Origin of the sequence: Mesorhizobium sp. LjNodule214 (assembly GCF_964252735.1) — a bacterium.
GTDB lineage: Bacteria > Pseudomonadota > Alphaproteobacteria > Rhizobiales > Rhizobiaceae > Mesorhizobium.
The window spans coordinates 2,161,960-2,184,472 of record NZ_CAXUPE020000001.1; the positions used below are offsets into that span (position 1 = coordinate 2,161,960).

Annotated in this window: 18 protein-coding genes and 2 pseudogenes; 10 read left to right on the forward strand and 10 right to left on the reverse strand. The window is 59.6% G+C overall.

Going from position 1 to position 22,513, the window contains the following annotated elements:
• Window positions 1–50: 50 nt before the first annotated feature.
• Entirely contained in the window at window positions 51–1,319 is a 1,269-nt protein-coding gene (locus ACSQ3Z_RS10265; RefSeq protein WP_436171894.1) for an alpha/beta hydrolase, read from the reverse strand.
• A 964-nt stretch (window positions 1,320–2,283) separates the two neighbouring features.
• Between ACSQ3Z_RS10265 and ACSQ3Z_RS10270 the strand changes: the two are divergent.
• From ACSQ3Z_RS10270 to ACSQ3Z_RS10285, 4 genes and pseudogenes are all read left to right on the forward strand, one after another.
• Window positions 2,284–4,676: pseudogene (locus tag ACSQ3Z_RS10270) on the forward strand (arylsulfatase).
• Between the two features lie 15 nt (window positions 4,677–4,691).
• Window positions 4,692–4,970 carry a hypothetical protein gene (locus tag ACSQ3Z_RS10275; RefSeq protein ID WP_436171159.1) on the forward strand — a complete coding sequence of 93 codons (279 nt, stop codon included), beginning with the start codon at window positions 4,692–4,694 and terminating at the stop codon, window positions 4,968–4,970.
• Window positions 4,971–5,071: 101 nt separating this feature from the next.
• Window positions 5,072–5,482, forward strand: coding sequence for a hypothetical protein (locus ACSQ3Z_RS10280; protein ID WP_436171160.1), 411 nt, complete (start codon window positions 5,072–5,074; stop codon window positions 5,480–5,482).
• A 170-nt stretch (window positions 5,483–5,652) separates the two neighbouring features.
• Entirely contained in the window at window positions 5,653–6,222 is a 570-nt protein-coding gene (locus tag ACSQ3Z_RS10285; RefSeq protein WP_436171161.1) for a hypothetical protein, read from the forward strand.
• Window positions 6,223–6,296: 74 nt separating this feature from the next.
• Here the strand turns inward: ACSQ3Z_RS10285 and ACSQ3Z_RS10290 are convergent, their stop codons facing one another.
• From ACSQ3Z_RS10290 to ACSQ3Z_RS10330, 9 genes and pseudogenes are all read right to left on the reverse strand, one after another.
• A complete protein-coding gene (locus ACSQ3Z_RS10290) occupies window positions 6,297–8,636 on the reverse strand; it encodes a cytochrome c3 family protein (protein ID WP_436171162.1) in 2,340 nt (779 codons plus the stop codon).
• Window positions 8,637–8,846: 210 nt separating this feature from the next.
• Window positions 8,847–9,662, reverse strand: a complete 816-nt coding sequence (locus ACSQ3Z_RS10295; protein ID WP_436171163.1) for a hypothetical protein — start codon at window positions 9,660–9,662, stop codon at window positions 8,847–8,849.
• 186 nt (window positions 9,663–9,848) lie between these two features.
• On the reverse strand, window positions 9,849–10,421 hold the full coding sequence (locus ACSQ3Z_RS10300) for an OmpA family protein (RefSeq protein ID WP_436171164.1): 573 nt from the start codon (window positions 10,419–10,421) through the stop codon (window positions 9,849–9,851).
• A gap of 28 nt (window positions 10,422–10,449) precedes the next feature.
• Window positions 10,450–10,878, reverse strand: coding sequence for a hypothetical protein (locus ACSQ3Z_RS10305; protein WP_436171165.1), 429 nt, complete (start codon window positions 10,876–10,878; stop codon window positions 10,450–10,452).
• 149 nt (window positions 10,879–11,027) lie between these two features.
• Window positions 11,028–11,530 (reverse strand): annotated as a pseudogene (locus ACSQ3Z_RS10310) (transposase); the annotation flags it as partial.
• A 73-nt stretch (window positions 11,531–11,603) separates the two neighbouring features.
• A complete protein-coding gene (locus ACSQ3Z_RS10315) occupies window positions 11,604–12,599 on the reverse strand; it encodes a HupE/UreJ family protein (RefSeq protein WP_436171166.1) in 996 nt (331 codons plus the stop codon).
• On the reverse strand, window positions 12,596–13,450 hold the full coding sequence (locus tag ACSQ3Z_RS10320; RefSeq protein ID WP_436171167.1) for a peptidylprolyl isomerase: 855 nt from the start codon (window positions 13,448–13,450) through the stop codon (window positions 12,596–12,598). Before ACSQ3Z_RS10320 ends, ACSQ3Z_RS10315 begins: the two co-directional genes overlap by 4 nt.
• 94 nt (window positions 13,451–13,544) lie before the next feature.
• The gene (locus tag ACSQ3Z_RS10325; protein ID WP_436171168.1) at window positions 13,545–15,479 is read right to left on the reverse strand and encodes a DUF3604 domain-containing protein; all 1,935 of its coding nucleotides are present in this window, start codon (window positions 15,477–15,479) and stop codon (window positions 13,545–13,547) included.
• A 615-nt stretch (window positions 15,480–16,094) separates the two neighbouring features.
• On the reverse strand, window positions 16,095–17,810 hold the full coding sequence (locus tag ACSQ3Z_RS10330) for a hypothetical protein (RefSeq protein WP_436171169.1): 1,716 nt from the start codon (window positions 17,808–17,810) through the stop codon (window positions 16,095–16,097).
• Window positions 17,811–17,933: 123 nt separating this feature from the next.
• On the opposite strand from ACSQ3Z_RS10330, the gene ACSQ3Z_RS10335 reads away from it, so the two are divergent.
• The 6 genes from ACSQ3Z_RS10335 to ACSQ3Z_RS10360 all read left to right on the forward strand — a co-directional run bounded on the left by ACSQ3Z_RS10335 (window position 17,934) and on the right by ACSQ3Z_RS10360 (window position 22,458).
• Window positions 17,934–18,242: a hypothetical protein gene (locus ACSQ3Z_RS10335; protein ID WP_436171170.1), complete on the forward strand. Its 309-nt coding sequence runs from the start codon at window positions 17,934–17,936 to the stop codon at window positions 18,240–18,242.
• 139 nt (window positions 18,243–18,381) lie between these two features.
• Window positions 18,382–19,143: a hypothetical protein gene (locus ACSQ3Z_RS10340; RefSeq protein ID WP_436171171.1), complete on the forward strand. Its 762-nt coding sequence runs from the start codon at window positions 18,382–18,384 to the stop codon at window positions 19,141–19,143.
• An 86-nt stretch (window positions 19,144–19,229) separates the two neighbouring features.
• Window positions 19,230–19,706: a hypothetical protein gene (locus tag ACSQ3Z_RS10345; RefSeq protein ID WP_436171172.1), complete on the forward strand. Its 477-nt coding sequence runs from the start codon at window positions 19,230–19,232 to the stop codon at window positions 19,704–19,706.
• Window positions 19,707–19,892: 186 nt separating this feature from the next.
• Window positions 19,893–20,366: a BA14K family protein gene (locus ACSQ3Z_RS10350; RefSeq protein WP_436171173.1), complete on the forward strand. Its 474-nt coding sequence runs from the start codon at window positions 19,893–19,895 to the stop codon at window positions 20,364–20,366.
• A 419-nt stretch (window positions 20,367–20,785) separates the two neighbouring features.
• On the forward strand, window positions 20,786–21,730 hold the full coding sequence (locus ACSQ3Z_RS10355; RefSeq protein WP_436171174.1) for an ABC transporter substrate-binding protein: 945 nt from the start codon (window positions 20,786–20,788) through the stop codon (window positions 21,728–21,730).
• A gap of 68 nt (window positions 21,731–21,798) precedes the next feature.
• Window positions 21,799–22,458, forward strand: coding sequence for a L,D-transpeptidase (locus tag ACSQ3Z_RS10360; RefSeq protein ID WP_436171175.1), 660 nt, complete (start codon window positions 21,799–21,801; stop codon window positions 22,456–22,458).
• The last annotated feature ends 55 nt before the right edge of the window (window positions 22,459–22,513 follow it).

Genomic DNA, 22,513 nt, shown 5'->3' on the forward strand with positions numbered 1-22,513 from the left:
GGTCTACCTTTCATCGGCTTTAGTACTGCCGCTTTGGTTTCGACGAATGGTTATTTCTTGCAATCTTTCCCCGTCGGAGAGGAGACAACGCAATTCTTGCCAGCCTTCGCTTTCTGGCTGTTCTGAGAACCCGCGAGAGCGTTGACGTGGTTGCCGTAGTTGTCGCGCGTATTCTGATCGACCACCGCTACGGGTGCCGAAATCACCAACCCTGCTGCGCTGCCCGCCGCAGCTGCTGCTCCGGTCGTTGCCTGAATGATCGTGTCGCCCAGGCCAACCCTGCTGTCGGTGAGATTCTGGCCGCTGGCCATCCGCGCCCCTATCAATTGCACGATCTGCGGTGACTCGGCGAACTTGCCATGGTTTAACTTGTCTCCGGATTTGACTTTGGTCAGGTCGATGACGGTTACATTGTTTGTCGCGAATTCCTCTTTGTAGGGGGTCTGCTCCGGGTTGATCGATCCGAGCCGCGGGATATCGCCCCAGACCCGTTTTGAAATCGCCAGCGCGCGGTCATCCTGCGAAACAAAAAGGGTGAACTGGGGGTGCTGCTTGCCCATGTCGGCAATCTGCGTGCGAAACACGTCGACATCGACGTCTGGCGCAGCCAGCATGACGTTCTTGAATTTCGCCGGCAGCCCGCCGTTGCGGATGGCCATCTGGCGCAAGGCTTCCAACGCAAGCCAGTTGCCCATCGAATGAGCGAGTATCGAAACCTCTTTTACTTCGGGATCATGCGCCAGATACTGGAACAGCTTCTCAACCGCATCCCGGGTGTAATTGGTGCTTTCCCGGTCATAGCCGTAGGCCAGCGTACTGCCTCGGGACGGCCACGTTACCAAGATCGGAGCGCTGTCGGTGCCCGTATCGTGGGCTATCTGCGCAAAGCGATATAGGGAGTCTTCGAAGCGGTTGTTGAAGCCATGGATGAAGACCAGGACGCTGTGGTCCGGGCTCTTTCTGACTGAGGCTTGTAACCACGCCTTCGCGCCCTCCACCGATAATTCTTGGGCTTTCAGAACCGCGAAATCCTTAGCCGGGTTTGATGGCAGCTTCTTGGGCCACGCGACCTCGCCGACCTTGCGCGCCGATGTCGGAGGGATCGACACCGTAATATCCGCAAACGACGGGGCTAGTCCTCGCTCACCCGTATACATCTCGGCCGGATTGGAGGAACGACTGCGGGTCGTCGCCACCAACATCTCCACCCTACTGGACGAAGGCGACGTATCGGCCACTGGCAGCAGCACGTTGGTTGGTCGGGACGCACATCCGCACACCAGGCCAAACAACGCAGACGCCAACAAAACGTTGCTGATACGCCTGACTTTGGACAGACTCACGAAACAATTTCCCAAGCTCTCCTCCCGTTTCGAAGTCGTCCAAGGCGAATGCCCGCTTGAAAGCAGTCCGGCGTTGATCCATGACGCAACAGCAGGTCGCGTGTAGCTGGCTTTGTGTGCGCGAAGATAACACGACGGGGGGCAGTGGCGGTCCCGGCCCGACGGCACCAACACGAGACCAAGCCGAGGCGCGTGTCACGCCGGCATCCGCGCGCGCCCGCATCAACCATACATCGACAAGCTGCCGATCCACAAGTGTCGCCGCCGTGAGCTGCCTGAGAGGCGTCCCAGCGACAATGCGACCCGCCTGCAGCTCTTCGCTGCCATGATCGCCTTTGGCTGCAGCGCATCACCAGCCGCGCCTGCCGCACCGCCATTCCGACCCTGCTTCACCGACCTGGTCGCCCGATGCCTGTTTGGGCAACGAAACTTCTTCGTATCAACCGGCTTTCGCCTATGAACAACTTTCCCCGGACAGCCCTACTTGCGACGGGGAACTCCGCTTGCTGTCTCGACCTTACTAGTGCCGAAACAGCTGGATACGCATGCACCAAAGTACCTCTGTTGGCAAAGACGAGGTCCAGGAGATCATCGCAACGTTGGATGTAGCCGCGATCATCCTCGCCGAGGCCGAATCTATGCACATCAATGGTTGGTTCAGGCCTTGTCAGGGCGGACCAACCCTTGCCGCACCGAAGATACCAGATGCTACGCGATGCTACGCGATGCTACGCGCGTATATGGGCTGGATCGTTTACATTATTTATTCAAATCGCACGCTTGGGAAAAGCAGTCGCCGGTCAAGTCGGTATCGATCGACGCGATGGTTACGCCACTGAAACCTTGAGGTGCGTTCCGCAGGGAAGTCACTCACCGACGCGCTACTAATTGGTATTGCCCAGGGCGGCTCCAATTCGGGCAGGTATGGGAGAACGTGGCAATGACGAGAATTGGCTATCTGCTTCTCTTCACCTTGAGTTTGACTACAGCTCCTTTCACTCAAGCAAGTGCCCAACAGGTGACCGGCGAACCTGGTTCGCCGGGCGCGACGACCACGATCGACGGGAAACAACTTCCGCCGCCCCCGCCCAAATTCGGTGGCGTGATCAAGGAAAAAGCCTCCGAGTCGACGCCGTGGTGGCCGCCGCGCATCGTGCCGCCGAAGGGCGCGCCAAATGTGCGACACCCGCCATGGATCGCATCGCCAAGGAGGGCTTGCGCTACACCAATTTCCATTCGACCTCGCTGTGCTCGCCGACGCGGGCTGCGCTGATCACCGGCCGCAACCATCATTCCGTCGGCTTTGGCGTGGTCGGCGAGATTGTGACCGGGTTCCCGGGCTACGACTCGATCATCCCGCTGGAAAAGGGCACCATCGGCAAGATTCTCAAGGATAACGGCTACGCCACGTCCTGGTTCGGCAAGGACCATAACACGCCCGGCTATCAGTCGAGCCAGGCCGGGCCGTTCGATCAATGGCCGACCGGAATGGGCTTCGAGTACTTCTACGGCTTCGTCGGTGGCGACGCCAGCCAGTGGCAGCCGAACCTCTACCGCAACACCACTGCCATCTATCCGTTCGAGGGGAACCCCAGCTGGAACCTCGAGACCGCGATGGCCGACGATGCCATCCAGCATATCAAACAGCTCAAGGAGATCGCGCCCGGCAAGCCTTGGTTCGTCTACTACGTACCGGGCGCCACCCATTCGCCGCACCATCCGACGCCGGAGTGGATCAAGAAGATCGGCGACATGCACCTTTTCGACGACGGGTGGAACAAGCTGCGCGAGACGATCTTCGCCAACCAGAAGCGGCTGGGCATCATGCCCGAGAACGCCACCCTGACTGAATGGCCGAAGGGACTGCCCCAATGGGATTCCCTTAGCTTTGAGGAGAAGAAGCTCTTCACAAAGCAAGCTGACGTGTACGGGGCCTACCTTGCCTATGCCGACAATGAGATCGGACGGATCATCCAGGCGGTCGATGACCTCGGCGAACTCGACAACACCTTGATCATCTACATCGGCGGCGACAATGGCGCGAGCGCCGAAGGCATGATCAACGGAACACCGAACGAGTTCACGACTTTCAATGGCGTATCGGTGCCGGTCAAGGATCAGTATCTTTGGCACCCGTTCTGGGGATCGGAACGGACGTTCCCACATTTCGCCGCTGGCTGGGCATGGGCGATGGACACACCGTTCAAGTGGGTGAAGCAGGTGCCGTCGCACTTCGGCGGAACGTCGCAGGGCGTGGTCATGTCCTGGCCAGGCCACATCACGGATGTGGGCGGCATACGCCGGCAATTCTCGCACGTCATCGACATGGTGCCGACCATCCTCGACGCGACCGGCATACCGGCGCCCGATGCGATCGACGGCATCAAACAGAGCCCGATTGAAGGCACGAGCATGGCCTATACCTGGGACAAGGCGAACGCCGATGCCCCGACCAGGCACACGACCCAGTACTTCGAGATGCTCGGCAATCGCGCGATCTACAACGACGGTTGGGTGGCCGCGACGACGCCAGCGACTCTTCCGTGGGAACTGAGCACGGCCACGCCTCCGGACGTGATCACCGGCTACAAGTGGGAGCTCTACAACGTCAACGACGATCCGACCCAGAACGACGATCTGGCGGCCAAGATGCCCGATAAGCTCAAGGAGCTGCAGGATCTCTTCTATTCCGAGGCAGAGAAGTACAACGTGCTACCGCTTGACAATTCGACGTTGGCCCGCTGGAACTCGCCGCGACCCAACCTCACGGCGGGCCGGACCGAGTTCACCTATTCGGGCGAGCTGATCGGCACCCCGGCCAGCGCCGCGCCGAGCATCCTGAACAAGTCCTTTACCATCACCGCCGAGGTCGAAATTCCTGACACCCTGTTGGGTGCCGAAGGCATGATCGTCACCGAAGGTGGGCGCTTCGGCGGCTACGGACTGTTCCTGAGCAAGGGCGACTTCGGCGTCGGGCGAGGCAAGGTCGTGTTCATGTACAACCTGCTCGACCTCAAGCGCACAATGTGGGAGGGGCCAGAACTGGAGCCCGGCAAGCACACCATCGTCTTCGACTACAAGCTGAACGGTGACACCATCGGCAGCGGCGGCACGGGCGTACTTTCCGTGGATGGAAAGGAGGCTGCCACGAACACGATGGAGAATGGCATCCCAGTCACCTTCCCGGAAGACGAGACCTTCGACATCGGGGCGGACACGCGAACCGGGGTCGCTTTGCTGGAGTATCGCTACGATGCCCCGTTCAAGTTCACCGGCACGATCGACAAGCTCACCTTCAAGCTTGGGGCGGAGGCTACCAAGCCGCCCAAGTAGCCCTGAGCGGTCCCGATGCCTGGCACGGCGCTGAAATGGGTGCTCCCTGCCGCCGCCATTGCCGAGGCGGCGACAGGCGTTGCGCTGGTGATCGTTCCTGCGCTGGTTGGGCAGTTGCTACTCGGTGCGGAGCTTGCCGGCGCCCCCTGGATGCCGCTCAACGACAAGGAGCCAAACTGCAGCCTGTTCCGAAGGTTCGTTCAACATTACCATCCGCAACTACTGGCCGGAGGAAGCGGCGCTCGACGGTACCTACAAGAACGCGCCAATAAAAAAGGTGTCGCAGCAGCCTGACGGCAGCGCCGTCTTGCTGGCGGACGCCCGCTCGGCGCTGCACACTGGAAGCGGTCAAACGGGCGCTGGAAACTGATCGATCTGGGAGGAATGGTCCACCGATGTTTGCTTCGAACAGCACTTTGCTCCTCCGAGTGTCAGGGGTCGGCGAGGCCGCAACAGGCATCGCGTGCATTGCGGTGCCTGCTGTTGTGTCAGATCTCCTGCTCGGCTCGGCGGAGCCATCACCAGTGGCGCTTGTCTTCGCGCGCCTGGCAGGGGTCGCGCTTCTTTGCATCGGCGTCGCAAGCTGGTTGTCGAAAGATGCCGGTCGCGGCGCTGCCCAACGGGCGCAACTCGTCGGCTTGACGATCTATTACGCTCTTGGCGCGATCGTCCTCGCCTATGCCGGCGTGACCCTGAAGCTGACCGGCGTCCTGCTCTGGCCGGCAATCCTGATACATCTGTTGTTTGCCGCATGGTGCGTTGTCGGTTTACGCGAGTCCAGTACGTCCCCTGGTCCGGTCCGATGAGCCGGGGTCCGCAATGTGACCTGCGCCTACAGAAACTACATGCGCTCTCACCACGCCGCGCTAAGCAGCTCCTTGACATGTCCCAACGTGAAGTAGGGAACGATCGAAGCGCTCGAAGTGCGTCGCAGTGACCATGGGGAATCGCAAACCAATCAAACGGGAGGACGAAAATGAATGGTTTTGAAGACAACAAATGTGTGGACCAAACCCGCCGGAACCTAATTCCCGCCTTGGCGGCTATCGCCGGCATGGGATTGCCGCTTGCTTTCGCAGCGGAGGCGAACGCCGAGGAAGCCAAGGTCCAGCTGATGTTCGTTCAGGTGTCGGAGGGGCTCAAGGTGGACGAATCCGCGAAAACCATGCGTCTTGTGAATGCCAGCCCGCACACGCTTTACTTCTCCGACCGGCCGGAAAGGATTGCCGGGCACATTAAGATGGCCGCCTATCTTGAGGAATGGACTTCCAAGGCGGGAAAGGACAATTTCGGTAAGGATCCACCCAATGCCACGCTGTCCGTTTATGAGCCGGGCCAACCCAACAACACGGTTGCTGTGATTGAGATTACAGACCCAAAGGTCGACGGTCACGACCTCGTCTACGGCTACAAGATCATCGAGGGCAAATTGCCGGCAAGCGGCGAGGAAACGGTTCTCTTCATCGACTGGATCGGGGCCGGCGGTGGCGTGGGTGTAGGCTTCCACGGTGTCGGCGTGGGCTTGCGCGGGCCCGGGCGCCTGTGATCCCAGAGCCTGCCATGCCTGTAGCACCGCGACTTGGGATGCCCGTTCGCGATTGAGCATGCGGGGGCTGTTCCTCACCGCATTCGCGACAACGCCTCGAGTTGCGACGGGAGTGCCAGATGTGGATGGAGCTCCGATATCTTCCGGACAGTTTCGCGCGCGCCAAGGACATCGCCTGAGAGGAACTGCCGCAGCGCCTGGAGAACCAGCACTTCGGCGCGGTCGGGCGATAATGAGCGCAACACGTCGATTTCCGTTCCGGCGGCCGCGAGATCCCCGGTACGGAGCAGCGCTCCGGCAAGTGCGATCCGCACGTTCTGATCCTCCGGGTGCGCGGTTACCGCCTCGCGCAGGACCGCAGCGCCATCCTGACCCTGGTTGGCAAGCAGAGCCGCCAGATCGGTCGCGATCCGGGTGTCGCCAGCATTCCTGCCATAGGCCGATCTGAGGATGGCTGTAGCTTCGGCGGGATCACCCAACGCATCCGCGATGCGCGCTCGCATCAGCCAGGCATCGACAAGCTGCGGATCCATCAGCGTCGCCTCCGCGAATGCTGCCTGGGCGGCGTCCCAGTTGCGCGTCGCCAGGGCCAGCCCGCCGATAGCGAGCTGGCCTTCCGGAAAATCGGCGTTGGCGGCCATCGAGGACTTCAGTTCGCCGAGTGCTGCCTCCAGGGCCGCGCGCCGCTCGGCTGGCAGGTCTTGAGGCGCGACATTGGCAAGTTCCAAGGCGGCGGCTATGCGAACCGAAGCGACAGGATCGCCGAGAAGCGGCTGAAGCCTTCCGACGCGGTCTGCGGCTGGTGCGCTGCGCCACAGTCGGATCGCCGCTTCTCGCACCAGTTCACTCTTGTCGGAAAGCAAGGCGGCGAGCGACGCCGCAGTTGCGCCGTCTGCCACGTCAGCCATCTCGTGAAGTGCGGTGGCACGGGCGATGGCAGGCTGAGCGGAGTCGCGTGCGAGAGCCACCAATTGTTCCATAGTGCCGCGGTCCACGCCTGCGCGGCGCGCGCTGGCGAATACCTCGCCGTAAGTTGAGGCAGGCGACACGCGGTCCGGCGCCCATTGCCTGATCTCGCCGGCAGCCCATTCTGCCGTCTGACCGGAATGGCAGGAAATACATGCATCCGGCGAGCCAGTCTTTTGTGACAGCAATGGATCGGGTACCCGGAAGAAATGATCGCGCCGCCCATCGATCATCATGTAGTTGCGCTCGGGCATGTGGCAGCTGACGCACTGTGCTCCTTCGCTTCCTGGGGTGTGATGATAATGGGACGGTGCATCGAACACGCGAAGCTTGAGGGTCGGAAACTCCGCGCGACCGGTCTCGTTGTGACATTGCGTGCAGACCGCATTTCCGGTCGCGACCAAGCCACCCGAATGCGGGTCGTGGCAATTGGTGCAGGTGACGCCCTTCTCATGCATTTTCGACTGAAGGAAGGAGCCGAGAATATAGACTTCGTCATGCTGCTGTCCGTCGGGGAAATAGAGTCTGTCTTCCAGCAGCGACAGCGCGTAGTGATCACCAAATGAAGCTTGAGGCGGCGCACTGTCAGGCCCCAGCGCCTGACGCCGCGAATGGCACGGGCCGCACATGTCTGCTTCGATGGCCTGTTTGCCGATCCCGCTTGGGTGCTGCCAGCCATGAGGGTCGACACCGGCGAATTGCGAGGTGGTGGCGGCGGGAGCCCGTAGCGCCCAGGCGACGTGAGCCTCGCCCGGCCCGTGACACGCTTCGCAACCGACCGTCAGCTCGCTCCATTCGCTATGGTAGCTACGCGCCTGGGGGTCATAGTTCTTGCGAAAGTCGGTCTGGTGGCAGATCGCGCAGCGCGCCTGCCAGTTCTTGTAGGATCCCGACCAGTGCAGTCCGTTGCCGGCGCCGACCTCCTCATTTGGGTACAGGTGGAACCAGCGTTTGCCGATCGTATCCCAGGCGATATCGAGCGCCTGCAGTCGGCCGCGGTCGAGTTCGACCAGATACTGCTGCAGAGGCGCGACGCCGACGACATACTTGATCTCAAAGGTCTCGAGCTTTCCCTCTGCTGCGTCGGTCTCGACGAAATAGTGCCCGTCCTTCTGGAAGAACCGCGACGTCAGCCCTTTGTGCTCGAATCGTGCGTCCTTGAAATCACCGAGGACGCTTTCCGCGGTGGGCACCCTCAAGGCCCAGCTGTGATCGGACGCCGACCACGCTTTTGTCTCGGCCGCATGGCAGCCGTCGCAAGTGGCAGAGCCCACAAAGCCAGGCGACTCGGCGGAAGAGGCTACCGTCACCGAAACTAGCAGCAATACCGACAGGCAGATGGATCTGGTGGCGCGGGCCGCAATCGCGAGGAGCATCGGTGCTTTGGCTCTTTGGCGCCGCGACAACAAACAAACATCGCCGGCACATAGGCTGAAATGAATCTTCATCGCGAGCGAGTTAGTGGTGAGCTGGTGCCCGCACAGGCAGGGAGCTTCTGGCCACCAGCGGAACTATGCATCCTCGGTACGAAGGCCGCCCGCGCTACCAGGGGCGAATTGATCAGCACGGAACTGCCCGAGCGAACTTCGCGATGATCCTACCTCCTTCTCTCAAAGACGAGGCCGTGATCTATCTTTGAATCCCCGGCGCAGATCCGATCAGAACCGAAATCTGGCACCGATGATTGGTCCCTGCATTGCTATGTCAAACACAAATCCGTCGTTGTCGTAGTCTACGGCAAGATAGCGATAGCCCGCTTCCAGCGTGACCGAATCACTATACCGGTATTGAAGGGTGCCCTGCACTTGCCAATCGATGTCGGCGCCAACACCGAAGCCACCGACATCGGCCTCGCCGTGGAGGCCGAATCCGTTGCCGAGAGCAACATTGCCGGCCACACCAATCAGGGGATCGACCCAAGTCTTGCTGCCGCTGGCCTCCCTTACGGCGAGAGGGCCAGTAACAGTCAAATCCGTATCTAGGTACCAGAGCCGTCCTCCAGCCAGAACGTCCAAGGTCGCGGTGCCAGTGTCGACGACCCGATAGGAGCCGCCGAAGGTCCACACCACCGTGTTCATGTCCGCGTTGGCCGAAAGACCCAACGGGCCGGCTGACGTGCCATCAGCCTCAAGTCCCAGGTAGATGAAATCTGTGAAAAGAGCGTAGCGGCCATTGCGCGCCTCACCGGCAAGCATGACCGGCGGGGGAGACCAGTCAATGTGGTTGAAAATCTGGCTGAAATCGACATCGATATCCGCCGGCTCCAGGCCCCTGACGCCGACCCTGCCGTTCATGCCTGCCATCCAGAAATAGGGCTCTACGGTGAAAGTCCAGACCGGTGCGGGCGCAGCTTCAGCAGGCGCGGGTGCGGCTTCAGGAAGTTGCGTCCCAGCGTCCGCCGCGATCGCCGGCGCCGCAACCAGCACTGCCGCTATCCCCGCCAAAGCCGGCACGAAAGCTCGGAAGATTCCCATTTCGAAGTCCCCTCTAATACCGCTTTTAACTTCTTATCCGATGCGATCGTCTTGCGCGGCAGTCACAACATATACGTATTCGCAGCTTAGCCAATATGGCAGCAGCTTCCAAATAGATCTTCGTGCGGACGTCGCATGACGGCGCCTTCAGGGCAGCGGCCTTGAAGGGCTCCTCCCGAATCCGAACTATTTGACCAGCCCGATATTGAGCAATTGGACCCGACGATTGTCCGCCGCCTTCGGGTTGGCGGAATCGACCGGCATCTCTGATCCCACTCCGACCGAGAACAGGCGAGTCGGCTCCACCGAAAAAGTCGTGCTCAGCGCTTCCGCAATGGCTTCAGCGCGCCGTGCGCTGAGGTCAAGATTGTGTTTGGCATCGCCTGTGGCATTGGTGTGCCCAACGACAAGAAATTTGTATTGACGCAGCAGCGGATGGTGGAGTGCGTCGGCGATCAAGCCGATCGTCCTATAGGACTCGGGTTCGATCGCTACCGAGTTGTTCTCGAAGTTGATTTCGACAAAGAACTGCGGGAGGGTCGCCAACTGGCTCCAGTGGGGCAGACCGGCAATCCCCTTGCCCGGATTGGCAGCTAATTCTTGCGTAAGCATAGCCACATCGACGGCTGGTGCAACTGAGGCGACTTGTCCCAGGGTGTCGACAAGTTGATGTTCACTCAACTGCTGAGCCCCGGCGTCGCTGGCAGCGGCCAGCAGAGCGGCCAGCGCCAAGGTATTGCGAAATCGACGAATAGACATTTTTCTTTCTCCAGGTCTCAACATGGGGTCACCGCCATCCGGCATCGGTGATAGCCTGACTGCATTTCGCGCCGACGATACGCGTCGCCTTCAAGAGGCATCCAAGTATGTGCGCTTTGCCCGGCACTACCCCTCTACACGCCCGGGCCGCGTCACGCGCACAGATCTTGGTGACGCTTTCCTGCGCTGCCAGTCGTAGCTGGATCGAGGCGATCACGCCGGCCATGGTCGAGGTGCAGGTGGGTGAGACCTTCGCCTGATGCTGCGCGAGGCAGTTCTGGATTTGCCCGTTGCCGAGATTGAGGCCTTTGCAGAATTTCTTGACATCGGCGCCACAATCATGGGTAAGCAAAGTCATCGCATCGGCGTAGCTGATGGTTTGCGCGCGGGTGATGCCCGTTTGGGCGAGAACGCTGATCAGGATCGCCCCACCAAAAACACCAAGTTTCTTTGTCATGTTTCGCTCCCATGCGAAGGTTGGGTTTTTGCTCATGTGATGTTGCCCCTCATCGCGGTCGGGCCGAGCGTTTCATAGGCTAATCGACAAGACGCGAGACGGCCCGTAGCATCTGGTATGTTCTGTATTCCCGAAGCACTGGCTATCAGCCCGCCGCTTGGGCCGCCCTTCGGCTTGCCACTCTTCTCGAAGCCCGGGCCTCGATCAGCGTGCCGTCGACCGAGAAGTGACCGTGGACAGGAGCTTATTGACTTTGGGCTGCCGCCAGCACGGCCACCAGGAACTTCGCCGGGGTATCGCCCTCCAGCGGCCGGTCACGGTTTTTTGGAGCACACCGAATGGTCCCAGGCTGCGTCGCCGACGCCGATGCCGACGAACCAGCGGAACAGGAGGTCGTATTCCAGCCGCTCCATCAAAAGCCGCTCCGAACGGATCGAATAGAACGCGTGCAAAAACATCGCCGGCAGCAGCTTCTCCGGCGGGATCGATGGTCGTCCGATCGGCGAACACAGCGCCGCGAGCTCACGCGCCAGCGTCGACAGGGCTTCTGTCACGATCGTCCGGATTGCCCGTAATAAATGATTGCGCCGAACCCGGACTCAAGGCCCACGTAGCTGAACAGTTCGCTAGTTCGATCGTCACCGCCGCGCACTCAGCTCCGAATCCCTTCAAAGCCAGTGAATTATCGCTGCGGTCCGGTGGCGAGGGCCTTTTTCAACAGCCTGCTAGACCACAAAGCCGACAACTCGTGTGATGAGCCAGCCTGCAGCCATTGTGCCTATCAAATAGGCTGCAGCAGTCCGTGCAGGTACAACCGGCATAGTGATCAGGCTGGTAACGATCCTAAAGGCGATCAGCACCGCCGCTACAAAAAGCATCTGGCCCGCTTCGACGCCCAGATTGAAGGTGAGAAGGGCGAGCGGCACATCCACCTGCGGAAGGCCGATCTCCTTGAGCGCACCAGCAAAGCCAAAGCCATGAAGAAGACCGAAAGCGAAGGCCACCATCCAAGGATAGCTTTCGGACAGCCGCCTTTCTCCCGGCTTGATTTTGGTGAGCTCACTGGCCACGAAGACAATGCTAAGCGCAATGGTGGCTTCTACCGGTTTCTGCGGTAGGCTGAAGTAGCCCAATGCCGCCCCTGCAAGCGTGATACTGTGGGCAAACGTAAAGGCAGTGATTGTTTTCATGAGCGTCCATCGATTGTGGATCAGCAGCATGAGAGCCAGCACGAATAGAAGGTGGTCGATGCCGGACAGGATGTGATCGACACCCAACCGGAAATAGGTTTGCGCCACCTCGAAGCTGGTCTGAGCGCCCTTTACGACAGCGGTCGGCATATCTGGTTTGAGGCGGGCAATCTCCGTCGTCCCATCGCGGTAGGCAATATGGATCAGGGCGTCGGTCAGGGTTGAGCGCAAACCGTCGATGGTGATCTCATGGCCCTTGAGGCCGCCGTCGCAAGCGGCGGTCCATACCTCAGAATAGACGCCGCCGTCGATAGATCTCGTCGGCCCGTTCTTTGCCCTGCACGTTTCCGGCAAACGCGCATAGAGGCTAAGCCGCCTGTCGCCCAGGGCCGGCACTTTCCATACCACTACAAACACATCGGGTTCCGTCTCCCGAATGTCGAGATAAGCGGGTCGCACCTCATGCGCTGTTGCAGGTGCGGATTGGAACAGCTGCAAAAGAACCGTCAATAGCGCTGCGAAGCGAATCATGGGGTGGCGCCCGATTTTGCGGGGTACTCGATCGTTACCGCATACCGCTTCAGCAATTCCTCAAGTCGGTGCTCTTCGAATTCCTTGCGTTTGTCATTCGCCCACTCGCGCGCCACGTCATCGCGCACCTCGTCAAGCGCGGGCAGACGGCCCGGCCTGCGCTCCGACAGCTTGATCACGTGAAGTCCGAAACTTGATGTAATGGGACCCGTCCACTGGCCCGGCGTTGCCTTGTCGAGCGCTTCAGCGAAGTCCGTGCCAAAAGTCTGGCCTATAGATGATTTGGTTGTCAGCGGCAGCTCTGCGGGAAGCAACGACACGTCACCCAACATCGTCGGATCGGTCGCGGGATTTTCCGTCAATGTATTCAATATGGAGGCCGCGTCCTGACCGGTCTTGTCGCCATGCTGGTCTGGGTTAACGAAAACCTGTTCGAAGGCCAGCATCGGTTCGATCTCGAATTTGGTAGGGTGAGCCTTCAGATAGGCATCAAGCTCCCCGCTGGCCGGCGACTGTGCATCGACGAAGGAGGCGTTCATAAACCCCATCTTCAGGCTTAGGCGGCGGCGGATGACGGCGTCATCTTTGTCGAGCCCCAATGCCAGTGCCTCGCGGACGTTGATCTCTTCCTTGACGTAGTCGTCGACCAGTCCCTTGAATTCTTCGACGGTCGGCGGTCGCTGCCAGGTCTTGCCGAAGACTTCAGTCAATTGTTCGATCTTGGGGGCCGTGACGATGATCCGGTCCGGCGCTTGCGCTCCCCCGCGGTTGAGCAGGCCATACACCGCGAAGATGGCCAGAGCCAAAATGATGAAGTGCGCCAATGGCTCTCTCAGCAGACGTTTCAGCAAGATGATTGGCTCCGCTGGCCAAGGACAAGCAAAGGTGTTGCGGCCGTCAACAAGGCCGCCGCACCGAACATTCAGGTCAACTCGTGCATGACGATCAAGGCGTGTACCAAATAGGCGACGTGTAGGCGCGCTCCGTCACCGTCATCGGTGTCCCCTCCAGCGGCTTCGTGCCAAAGCGCTTGGCGTCATAGGCGGTCCAACGCGGCGTCGGGATCTCGATGACGCGACCGTAGTAGAAAGCCTTCTGTTTTGGATCAAATGCTGGGTCCTTCCAGACCGCAATCAGTTCCGAAGCGCCTATGGTGTTCTTCCACGTAGCATTTTCGACATCCACCGTGCTGCCGACCGATGGGAGCTTGCCATCTGCGCCGAACTTGCGGTCGCCACCCCAAGCTACGTCATAGACCTGCTCATGAGTTTGATCCTTGTCATCAAGCCACCCCTTGACGATCTGGTAGCGATCGAGATTGGCGCCGATCGGATCTTTGAGTGCAGCCACGAGGAACGTCGGTACCTTGCCTTCCGGTGCTGCCGTCAAGTCGCCGCCCATGGGCACGCCTTTGGCATAGCCGATAGCGCCCGGATTGCGGGTCTCGGCATCTGCCTGCTCGAAGTCCCAACCGCCGAAGAAGCGCACGGCCATGCGCGGTCCCGTGGTGGCATAGGTTTCCTTGCGCTGCATGGCATCCCAGAGGGCTTCACGGGTGTTTTCCGTCGCCCACACCGCGGCATAACCCGAGGCGCTGACCTGCCAGTCCATGACCTTTATGTTCGTTTTTGGATTGCTGAAGAATGTGTTCAACATGCGCTCCGGGCTCGGCTCTTGCGGCGTGGTCTTGCCGAAGAAGTTTTCCTCTTCCAGTGCGGAGAGGCCAGTGTGAGCATCGGAACTGCCCACCATGCCGAACTTGTAGGGGTTGGTGCCAAGCTCGGCCTCAAGCTTGAGACCATTCCGCAGTGCTGAGCGCGCATATTCGAACTCCAGCATATCGGGTGTCTTTGCCACGCTGCCATCAAGGTTGCCAAAATCCCATCGTTCGAAATTGGCAAATTCGTCATTGGGTGACAGGGTGGGGTGGGTTTCGCCGTCGCCCTTGGTCTGGGTGGCCTCGTAGAGCCGCTCCCACTTTGCGCGCTGCTCCACATATTCCTTGTCCACCGGCTTGTTGGTGAAGGACTCGATCAGCGGGAACATGCGGCCATTGGAAAGGTTGCCATTGTGAGCGATGGCCAGCACGCTGCCGCCCGTCTTGTTCTCATACGTCTGCATCCATTTCCACAGATCGCGCGGATTGTCGCTGCCGAGGGGCTTCAAAGTCGTGTAGGGCACGATCTGGTCGGCCTTGTCGCCGTTGTCACGGAAGATCACGTTGCGATGCAGATTGTTGCCCGCCGTGTTGGAGGTCCATTCGTAGCCTATGACAGCTGTGAAACGGCCCGGATCATTGTATTCCTCCGCCGCTTTTATCGTATCCTGCCATGCGTTTTTGTAGGGACGGGTTTCAGGTCCATAGATCATGCTCTTTGGAAGCGTTCCCGAGCTGAAGGCCCTGATGATCTGGATCGCGGCATCGCCGCCTTGTCCTGACTTGATCATATCGTACCAGGTCTTGGCCTGAGGGTCGGCAATAACGTCCGGCTTGCCGGCAAACAGGTCCGGGAACATGCCCATGTTGTCTGAGTGGTCGGTAACGACCAGGAAGTCTAGCGGCCGCGACAGCTTGGCCGGTTGACCGCTCGACGCCGTGATTTCCTCGCCTCGCGCAAAGCGATACGCATCGCGCGGTGTCAGCCGCGCGCCGAATGCGCCTGCATCGAAAGAAGCCGCGGTGTGAAGATGCGTGTCCCCGAAGAACGGCCGGGTAGGAAAATTTCGACCGGCATAGGGCGAATAGACAGGCTTCGCGGCAAAGACCTTTGCCGCCTTCTCTGGTGAAAGTGTACCAATGTCGTCATCAGCAAAGGCTTGCGCCGACAGGCCGAGGATGGTCGCACTCAGAAGAATGGACCTAAAAGCAGAACTGCGCATAGTCTTGTTTCCATTCGTTGAAAGTTTTGATTTGATTCATTTGGCTGCGAAACTGCGGGGCGTCGAATTTTGCGCGACTGCTTCGATGATAACCGTCTCCCTAGTGATGTTACCTGGCAGGCCAATAGACTATCCGAACGGTCGCCTTTTTTGTTTCTGCTCTCGTTTTTGTCGGCGTTGATGCAGATCAGCTCAGCCTCGAGTCGAGTTCTTGCGCGAAAGCGTCAACCGGATATCCATCGCGCATCACGGCCCACATTTCGATCGCTCCCATACGAAGGTTTGGGTCTTGCTTATGTGACGTTGTCCCTCATCGCGGTCGGGCAAAAAGCATCAGCCGAGCGTTTCACAGGCTAATCGACAAGGCGCGAGACCGCCCGTAACATCGGGTATGCTCTGTGCTCTGAACGGTCGTTTGTTACGGTCCCGGTTCGCCTAGAGCCGCCCAACCCCAACCCATGCGTGAGCGAGAAGCAGGCCGAGCACGGCGTGAATCGCAACCGCCGGCCACGACAGTTCCCCACTTGCGCGCCTCGGAGCGTATCGCGAGTCAGTGGCGTGCCGTGACGTTCAATTGGGTGAGCTTAGGTCGGGAAAGGCAAGGCCCGCCGGCGGTCAGTCCGCCACGTTGAAGCCGGCTTTCCTCAGTGAACGTATGAAAATTTCGACGTCTTGCGAACGGGCTAGGCGCATCGTAACCACTTGGCGCATGTTCTTCGCCCAAGCCGGTTGATTTTGCTCCAGCCAGGCGCGCTCGCGATCAGCCTCGATCTTGTAACCTCCTTCGCTCAGAACGGCGGCCGCAACGATATGATAGATCGGATTCGATCGAACCGGCGATTTCTTCATCCACATAACCGCTTGCGGATAATCGCCGCTGAAATAAGAGCAAAGAGCCAGATCCACCTCATAGTAGCCTAACGACCGCGGATTTTTTTGGCGCGCCTCCGTTATCAACGCGCAGCCGTCACGCCAATTTCCGGAGACTGCCAGGCGCTGTCCGTATTCACCCATGAACTCGGTGTCGTTGGGGTTGATGGCCAAACCCCGTTTGCCCACTCCCAATGCCAGATTGATTTCCTTGCTGAAATAGAGCGCAAGCATTTCTCCCTGAAGCCCTCTTACATTGAGAGGGTCGACTTCCACCGCCTGCCTTGCGGCTGCCAAGGCGCGATCGAGCGCGGCAGCGGACAATGTGGGGTCGCTTGGAAATTCGAACCGATAGTCATCGATGTAGACAAGCGAAAGAAGACCCCAGGCGGTGGCGTAGTTCGGGAAGCGCCCCACGGCCTTCTCGAGGCACGTACGTACGGATGCACGGGTTTCTGGGCTGAGGTTCACACGATATGCGTAGAAAGACAGCGTACAAGAATATGCCACCCAATCGTCGGGCGGATTGTCGACATGGAGATTGGCATCCGCCTGGAAGATGACGCCATAGGCTTGAGCCAAGCTCGTCGATACATTCCGCGCGATGTCCGCCTGAGCTTCGACAAGTTCCGCGACTTTCATCCGGCCATCATAGCTGTTTGCCCACAGAACCGAACCGTTGGCTCGGTTGATCAACCTGACCCGAAGCAGAAAGGTATCGACCGACAGGTTGACGCTTCCGGCAAGGACGAATCGCGGTGGCGAGGTCAACGTATCGCCGTCCTTAGGCGCCGATTCCATGACTACAATATCCCGGAACTTCGAAAGCTGACTGACAATTTCCTGCTTCAATCCGCTCGCAATGGCTGCCGCCGCGGCGTTGCCGGTCAGATCGTCAAACGACTCAACAAGCACACGGGGCGTTTCTGGCACGCTTGACCTGACAGACGTCCACGACCACGCCAACACCGACGCTCCAGCCGCGAGAATGGCTGCAAGCATCGCCGGCAGCAGGAACGCAATCCATCGGGCCGGAGAGTGGGTGATTGTTTGAGAAACAACGCCCACTTGCGGCTCAGCCAACGAAGGCTGCGAACGAAGCACGAAAACAGGAGCATACCCTCCCTTTGGAATCGTGATCAGGATTGGGTCTGTGTGTCCGGCCGTCAGATAATAGCGCTCGAGCGCGCGCCTGAGGTGGCCAGCCTCGATGCGAACGATCGGATCCGTTTGCGGGTCGAACGACTTGCCGCGACCAAACACTTCGACTGCGATCGAATAGGCCTTGATGCGGTCGCCTCGTCCCGACAATGCCTCTTCCACCACATGGCTGAGGAAGCGGCGCTCGCGGCCGGTGGCATCGAAGTCCGTACTGTCGAGGATAAGGGCAAGTTGGGCGCGACAAGCCTCGATGGGGAGCTCACGCTCCCCCGGTGCGGGCGTTTCCGCCTGGATCGCCATGTCTTCACTTGATCCCTTGCAACCGCGTTCTTGTTGTTGTGCGGTTACATGCTTACCCACGTAACTTACCTTCTGCTGCCCTCTCTTTGCAATATGATTCCGTCAGGTTGATGAACTGGCGTCATGAACACAAAAGGCGGATCGTCTGACAGACACCGAGCGGTCTCGGCGGCAGTACGCCGATACCCCCAGTTTGAATTGACGATCCATCGGCTGATGGACCGAAGTGAGACCTTTCGCGACATCTGCGAGGAACTCGCGGATGCAGAGTTTGCGCTTTCGAAGGTCGACGAGGCCCCGCTGGAATTGCGCGAAGCCAGACGAGCCGAATGGCAGGAACTCGTGGATCGCTTGGTTGGAGAGGTAGGAGCAGCAGTGCTGAACACCGACGCCGCCCGCAAATCGGGTATCAACCCATGGCCGCCACGGTGAACAGCCATGAGTGCCGGGCCGACAGCGCGGGAAACATGCCAACACTCCCGTTTCCCAGAGCAATAAAATCAAGCATATGGTGGTGGAACACAGGAGGGGACCCTGACATGATGACTTTCTATCGGACACAAGCCCTGCGTTGTGTCGTTCTTTCCCTCCTTTGGCTTACCCAGCCGCGGATGCGGTCTCACCAGTGACGCCGGACCTGAAGCCGGTGGTCACCGAACAAGGGTGGACGTTCTCCGTCGCGCCGTATTTCTGGGCGGCTGGAATGTCGGGGGAAGTGGCGCAGTTCGGTCTGCCCCCCATCGACGCTGATGCGAATTTCAGCGACATCCTGAAGGATCTCGACTTCGCCGCGATGGCCGTCGCCGAGGCCCGCTACGACCGCTACAGCATTTTCGGCGACCTCCAGTATGTGAAAATATCTGGAGAAAGCGGCACGCCGAGAGGCGTCGTCGCAACCAGTGTCGATCTCACCTCCGAAACATTTTCAGGGCTGGTCGGAGCTGGCTATTCAATCCTCCAGAGTGATGCCGGACGTCTCGATTTCGTCGGCGCGATGAGGGTCTGGTCCGTAAACACGGACCTCGACTTCCACGGTGGCATCCTCGACGGTGCCTCCGGCAGCGACGGAGCGACCTGGGTGGATGGCCTGGTTGGCGTTCGCGCGAATTACTCGCTTACGCCCGAAGTCTATCTGACGGGCTGGGGCATGGTTGGCGCAGGCGGTGCCAATGTCGACTGGGATGTCGCAGCCGCGCTGGGCTACCGCTTCAACGAACGGTTTTCGGCGGTCGCCGGCTACCGCGCGCTCGGCGTCAACTACCGCAATGACGGCTTCGTCTTCGATGTCGTCCAGCAAGGACCGATCATGGGACTGGTCCTTCCGGAAGGCTAGGCAGGAACATTTAGCGGAGGATTGACCCCTCGCTGGCGCCGGCGAAAACGTCGGAGTGGCGATGCCTGCCTGGAGGATAGCGCAGCATGACCAGCAACAACATCCGGTACGTCATGTTGATGGTCGTTGAGACTGCTGCGGCGATGTTCCTGTATTTGACGATTTTCCCGATCTTCCGGCAAGTGATCACGCAGTTGGGAGAGCCACAGGACATCAGTCCCTATCACCAGGTCGCGGTGGCTTGCGGTGCGCTCGTTCTGCAGGCCTGCTACTGGGTCAGGTTTCGTTGGGTTGCGGTCCCCGCACCATTCCGCAATGCCTTGGTGAGGCACCTGTTCCTGTTTGCCAGCCGGGTCAGCTTTTTCTTTGGCGGCGCTTTGTTTTCGGTCTTCTTTTTCCGCCATGTACCGGAACTCGATCAATTCCCTTCCTTCATACAGGGAGCAGTCAGGCTGTTGGAAGTCCTGCTGGTTCTGTTCAGTCTGTTTTGCTATTCGCTCGAAATAGAACGGTTGGGCAGGGCAAGGGAGGACCATTCCGCCGCATCCGGCCGCACCAGATAATTCAAGCTGGCCAAATCCAGTCCGTTACAAGCGTGCACGATGGTCGGCGGCCTTGCCTGCCTGTCAAACGTATGGAGCGGCTTCAGGCATTGGCAGGTCTCTGGAACAATTTCGGATCGACGACGTTTCCTTTAGTTAATGACGACGTTTCGCATACGGCAAATTGCCACCAGCGAGGACTCGATCATGAGGTTCCTGTCAGGCATAGCGACCTCCCTGGTCGCAACTTTTGCACTTACGAGCACTGTTCCAGTTGATGCCGCGCCGATCTTCGTGCCCAGGGCACCAGGCGCGCAGTCCGATGTCATCCAGGTTCGGGATGGCTGGTACAGGGGCTATCGCGGCCACCGCAACTACCACCGGCACAACGACTTCTGGGTCCCCGGCGGTGCATTTGTCGCCGGGGCGCTGCTCGGCAGCGTGATCGCCAACAACAACGGCTACTACGGCGGGTACTACGGAAGCGGCTTCTACGACGATCCGTATTATGGCGGACCCTACTACGGCGATCCCTATTACCGCGACCGGTACTATGTCGATCCGTATTACCGCGACCGGTATTATGGCGACCGCTATTACGGCAATAGGTATAGGTATCACTCAAACAGGTCCTATCGCCCATGCTCGCCCAGGGAAGCGGATTCCGGCAATTGCTATTAGCGATCGTCGTCGCGGGCAGCGGCGCCTTTTGGACCGATTTTGGTCGACACAGCTCGATATTGAGCCGCCGATGGCGTCCAGCCTTGCATGGCCATCCGCGACGAGATTCCACCCGCCGTCGAACGGCCTTGCAGTCAGAAAGTTACCCTGCCCTCCACGTAACTTACGTTCCGCTGCCGGTTCGGTCCGGTAGTCTCGGGGACAACAAGAACCAACCAACGGGACGGAACGCCGTCGGCTGGTACACAAAAGCGGCCTTGGCGGCGGTGCGCCAGTTCTGCAGTTTGTCGTCTTTGACGACGATTGGTTTTACAGGCTGGTGCTTGCCGCGGCAGATCGGGAGTTTTTCTCGTTGCCGCCGCGGTTGATTTCAGTCCCGACGCAAGGGGGAGAAAATGGACAGTCGATTTCGGCAGCATATGCTGAAAGTGTCGCTAGCGGCATTGACGATGCTCGCGGTACATGCCCCGGTCTTAGCGGCGGATCTCCTCATTGCCATGCCGAACTGGCCTTCGGGCCAAGCGGCGGCCAACATCATCAAATACGGCATCGAGCAGAAACTCCAACTCGACGCCGACGTGCGCGAGATGGGCTCCATGACCGCATTCGCCGGAATGGATACCGGTGAGGTCGACGTCTATCCGGAAGTCTGGCTTCCCAATCTCGATTCACTGGTCAAGAAATACGTCGACGGGCGCAAGTCCGTGGACCTCAGCCCCAAGGGTGTGTCGGCCACGCAGGGCATCTGCGTCACGCGCGAGACGGCGGACAAATACGGCATCAGGGACATCTCAGACCTGGCCGATCCGAAAAAGGCGACCGTGTTCGATACCGACGGCGATGGCATGGGGGAAATGTGGATCGGTGCACTAGGCTGGTCGTCGACGAGCATCGAGAAGATCCGGGCAAAAAGCTACGGCTACGAAAAAACGATGACGCTCCTTCAAATGCCGGAAGACATGGCAATGGCCGCTGTCGATGCGGCCGCGGCAACCGGGCAACCGATCGCATTCTACTGCTACAGTCCGCATCACATTTTCGAGCTCCATGATATCGTCCAGTTGACCGAGCCGAAATACGATCCCGCCAAGTGGCACATCGTGATGCCGAGCGACGACCCTGACTGGCTGTCGAAATCGGAGGCACCGGTCGCGTGGGACGCATCGCATTTCTACATCGGGTTCGCGTCATCGACGGCGAAGCGCCTGCCGAAAGTGGCGGCCTTCCTCTCCCATGTCGACTTCACACCAGAGGAGGTCACCGAGATGAGCTACGCATTGCAGGTTGATCGGCAGGATCCCGCCAAGTACGCGCAGGCCTGGGTTGCAAACCATCAAGACCGGCTGAACGCCTGGTCGAAATAGGGATAGGGACGAACATGACCCTTTCGCTCGCAAACCGGTCCATCACTCCGAAAAGCAATAATCGCAGAATGGCTGGTCGCCGCCTGGTTCTTGGCGCAGCGATCATCCTGACCGCGATCGGCGTGACACTGGCGTATGCCGCTCAAACGCAGGTATTCGATCCGCAGACCCACAAGTGGGTCGATTACGACAAGAAGAAAGCGCGAAAATACTACGCCGCCCACAAGGAGGTGCCCGAGGCATTTCGTCCGCAGATGGTCAAGTTCCGCACCGCGGAGGTCCCCGGCACGATCATCATCGATGGCAACAAGCATTTTCTCTACCTTGTGCAGTCAGGTCAGCAGGCCATGCGCTACGGCATCGGCGTCGGTCGGGAAGGGTTTGGATGGGCCGGTATCGTGCGCGTCGGCCGCATGGCGGAATGGCCGACCTGGACACCGCCTGCCGAAATGGTCGCCCGTGATCCGAACGCGGTCAAATATGCGGCGGGCATGCCGGGAGGCCCCGACAATCCGCTCGGCGCCAGGGCGCTCTACCTCTACGAGGGCGATCAGGACACGATCTACCGGATACACGGCACGCCGGAGCCCTGGACGATCGGACTCGACGTGTCATCAGGGTGTATCCGGATGCGGAACGACGACATCACCGACTTCGCTGCCCGCGTCAAGGTCGGCGCCAAGGTCATCGTTCTCATGCAGGGGGCGGCCCTCTACAAGGGCGTGTGAGGCGGCATTCGGAGAGGGACAAGCAATGTCGGCAAAACGTGCAGTGAGAAGATCG

Excerpts from the sequence above, each read along its gene's own strand:
- ACSQ3Z_RS10275 (WP_436171159.1), top strand. The coding sequence starts at position 4,692 with ATGCCTGGCACGGCGCTGAAATGGGTGCTCCCTGCCGCCGCCATTGCC.
- ACSQ3Z_RS10280 (WP_436171160.1), top strand. The coding sequence starts at position 5,072 with ATGTTTGCTTCGAACAGCACTTTGCTCCTCCGAGTGTCAGGGGTCGGC.
- ACSQ3Z_RS10285 (WP_436171161.1), top strand. The coding sequence starts at position 5,653 with ATGAATGGTTTTGAAGACAACAAATGTGTGGACCAAACCCGCCGGAAC.
- ACSQ3Z_RS10290 (WP_436171162.1), bottom strand. The coding sequence starts at position 8,636 with ATGAAGATTCATTTCAGCCTATGTGCCGGCGATGTTTGTTTGTTGTCG.
- ACSQ3Z_RS10295 (WP_436171163.1), bottom strand. The coding sequence starts at position 9,662 with ATGGGAATCTTCCGAGCTTTCGTGCCGGCTTTGGCGGGGATAGCGGCA.
- ACSQ3Z_RS10300 (WP_436171164.1), bottom strand. The coding sequence starts at position 10,421 with ATGTCTATTCGTCGATTTCGCAATACCTTGGCGCTGGCCGCTCTGCTG.
- ACSQ3Z_RS10305 (WP_436171165.1), bottom strand. The coding sequence starts at position 10,878 with ATGACAAAGAAACTTGGTGTTTTTGGTGGGGCGATCCTGATCAGCGTT.
- ACSQ3Z_RS10315 (WP_436171166.1), bottom strand. The coding sequence starts at position 12,599 with ATGATTCGCTTCGCAGCGCTATTGACGGTTCTTTTGCAGCTGTTCCAA.
- ACSQ3Z_RS10325 (WP_436171168.1), bottom strand. The coding sequence starts at position 15,479 with ATGCGCAGTTCTGCTTTTAGGTCCATTCTTCTGAGTGCGACCATCCTC.
- ACSQ3Z_RS10330 (WP_436171169.1), bottom strand. The coding sequence starts at position 17,810 with ATGGCGATCCAGGCGGAAACGCCCGCACCGGGGGAGCGTGAGCTCCCC.
- ACSQ3Z_RS10335 (WP_436171170.1), top strand. The coding sequence starts at position 17,934 with ATGAACACAAAAGGCGGATCGTCTGACAGACACCGAGCGGTCTCGGCG.
- ACSQ3Z_RS10345 (WP_436171172.1), top strand. The coding sequence starts at position 19,230 with ATGACCAGCAACAACATCCGGTACGTCATGTTGATGGTCGTTGAGACT.
- ACSQ3Z_RS10350 (WP_436171173.1), top strand. The coding sequence starts at position 19,893 with ATGAGGTTCCTGTCAGGCATAGCGACCTCCCTGGTCGCAACTTTTGCA.
- ACSQ3Z_RS10355 (WP_436171174.1), top strand. The coding sequence starts at position 20,786 with ATGCTGAAAGTGTCGCTAGCGGCATTGACGATGCTCGCGGTACATGCC.
- ACSQ3Z_RS10360 (WP_436171175.1), top strand. The coding sequence starts at position 21,799 with ATGGCTGGTCGCCGCCTGGTTCTTGGCGCAGCGATCATCCTGACCGCG.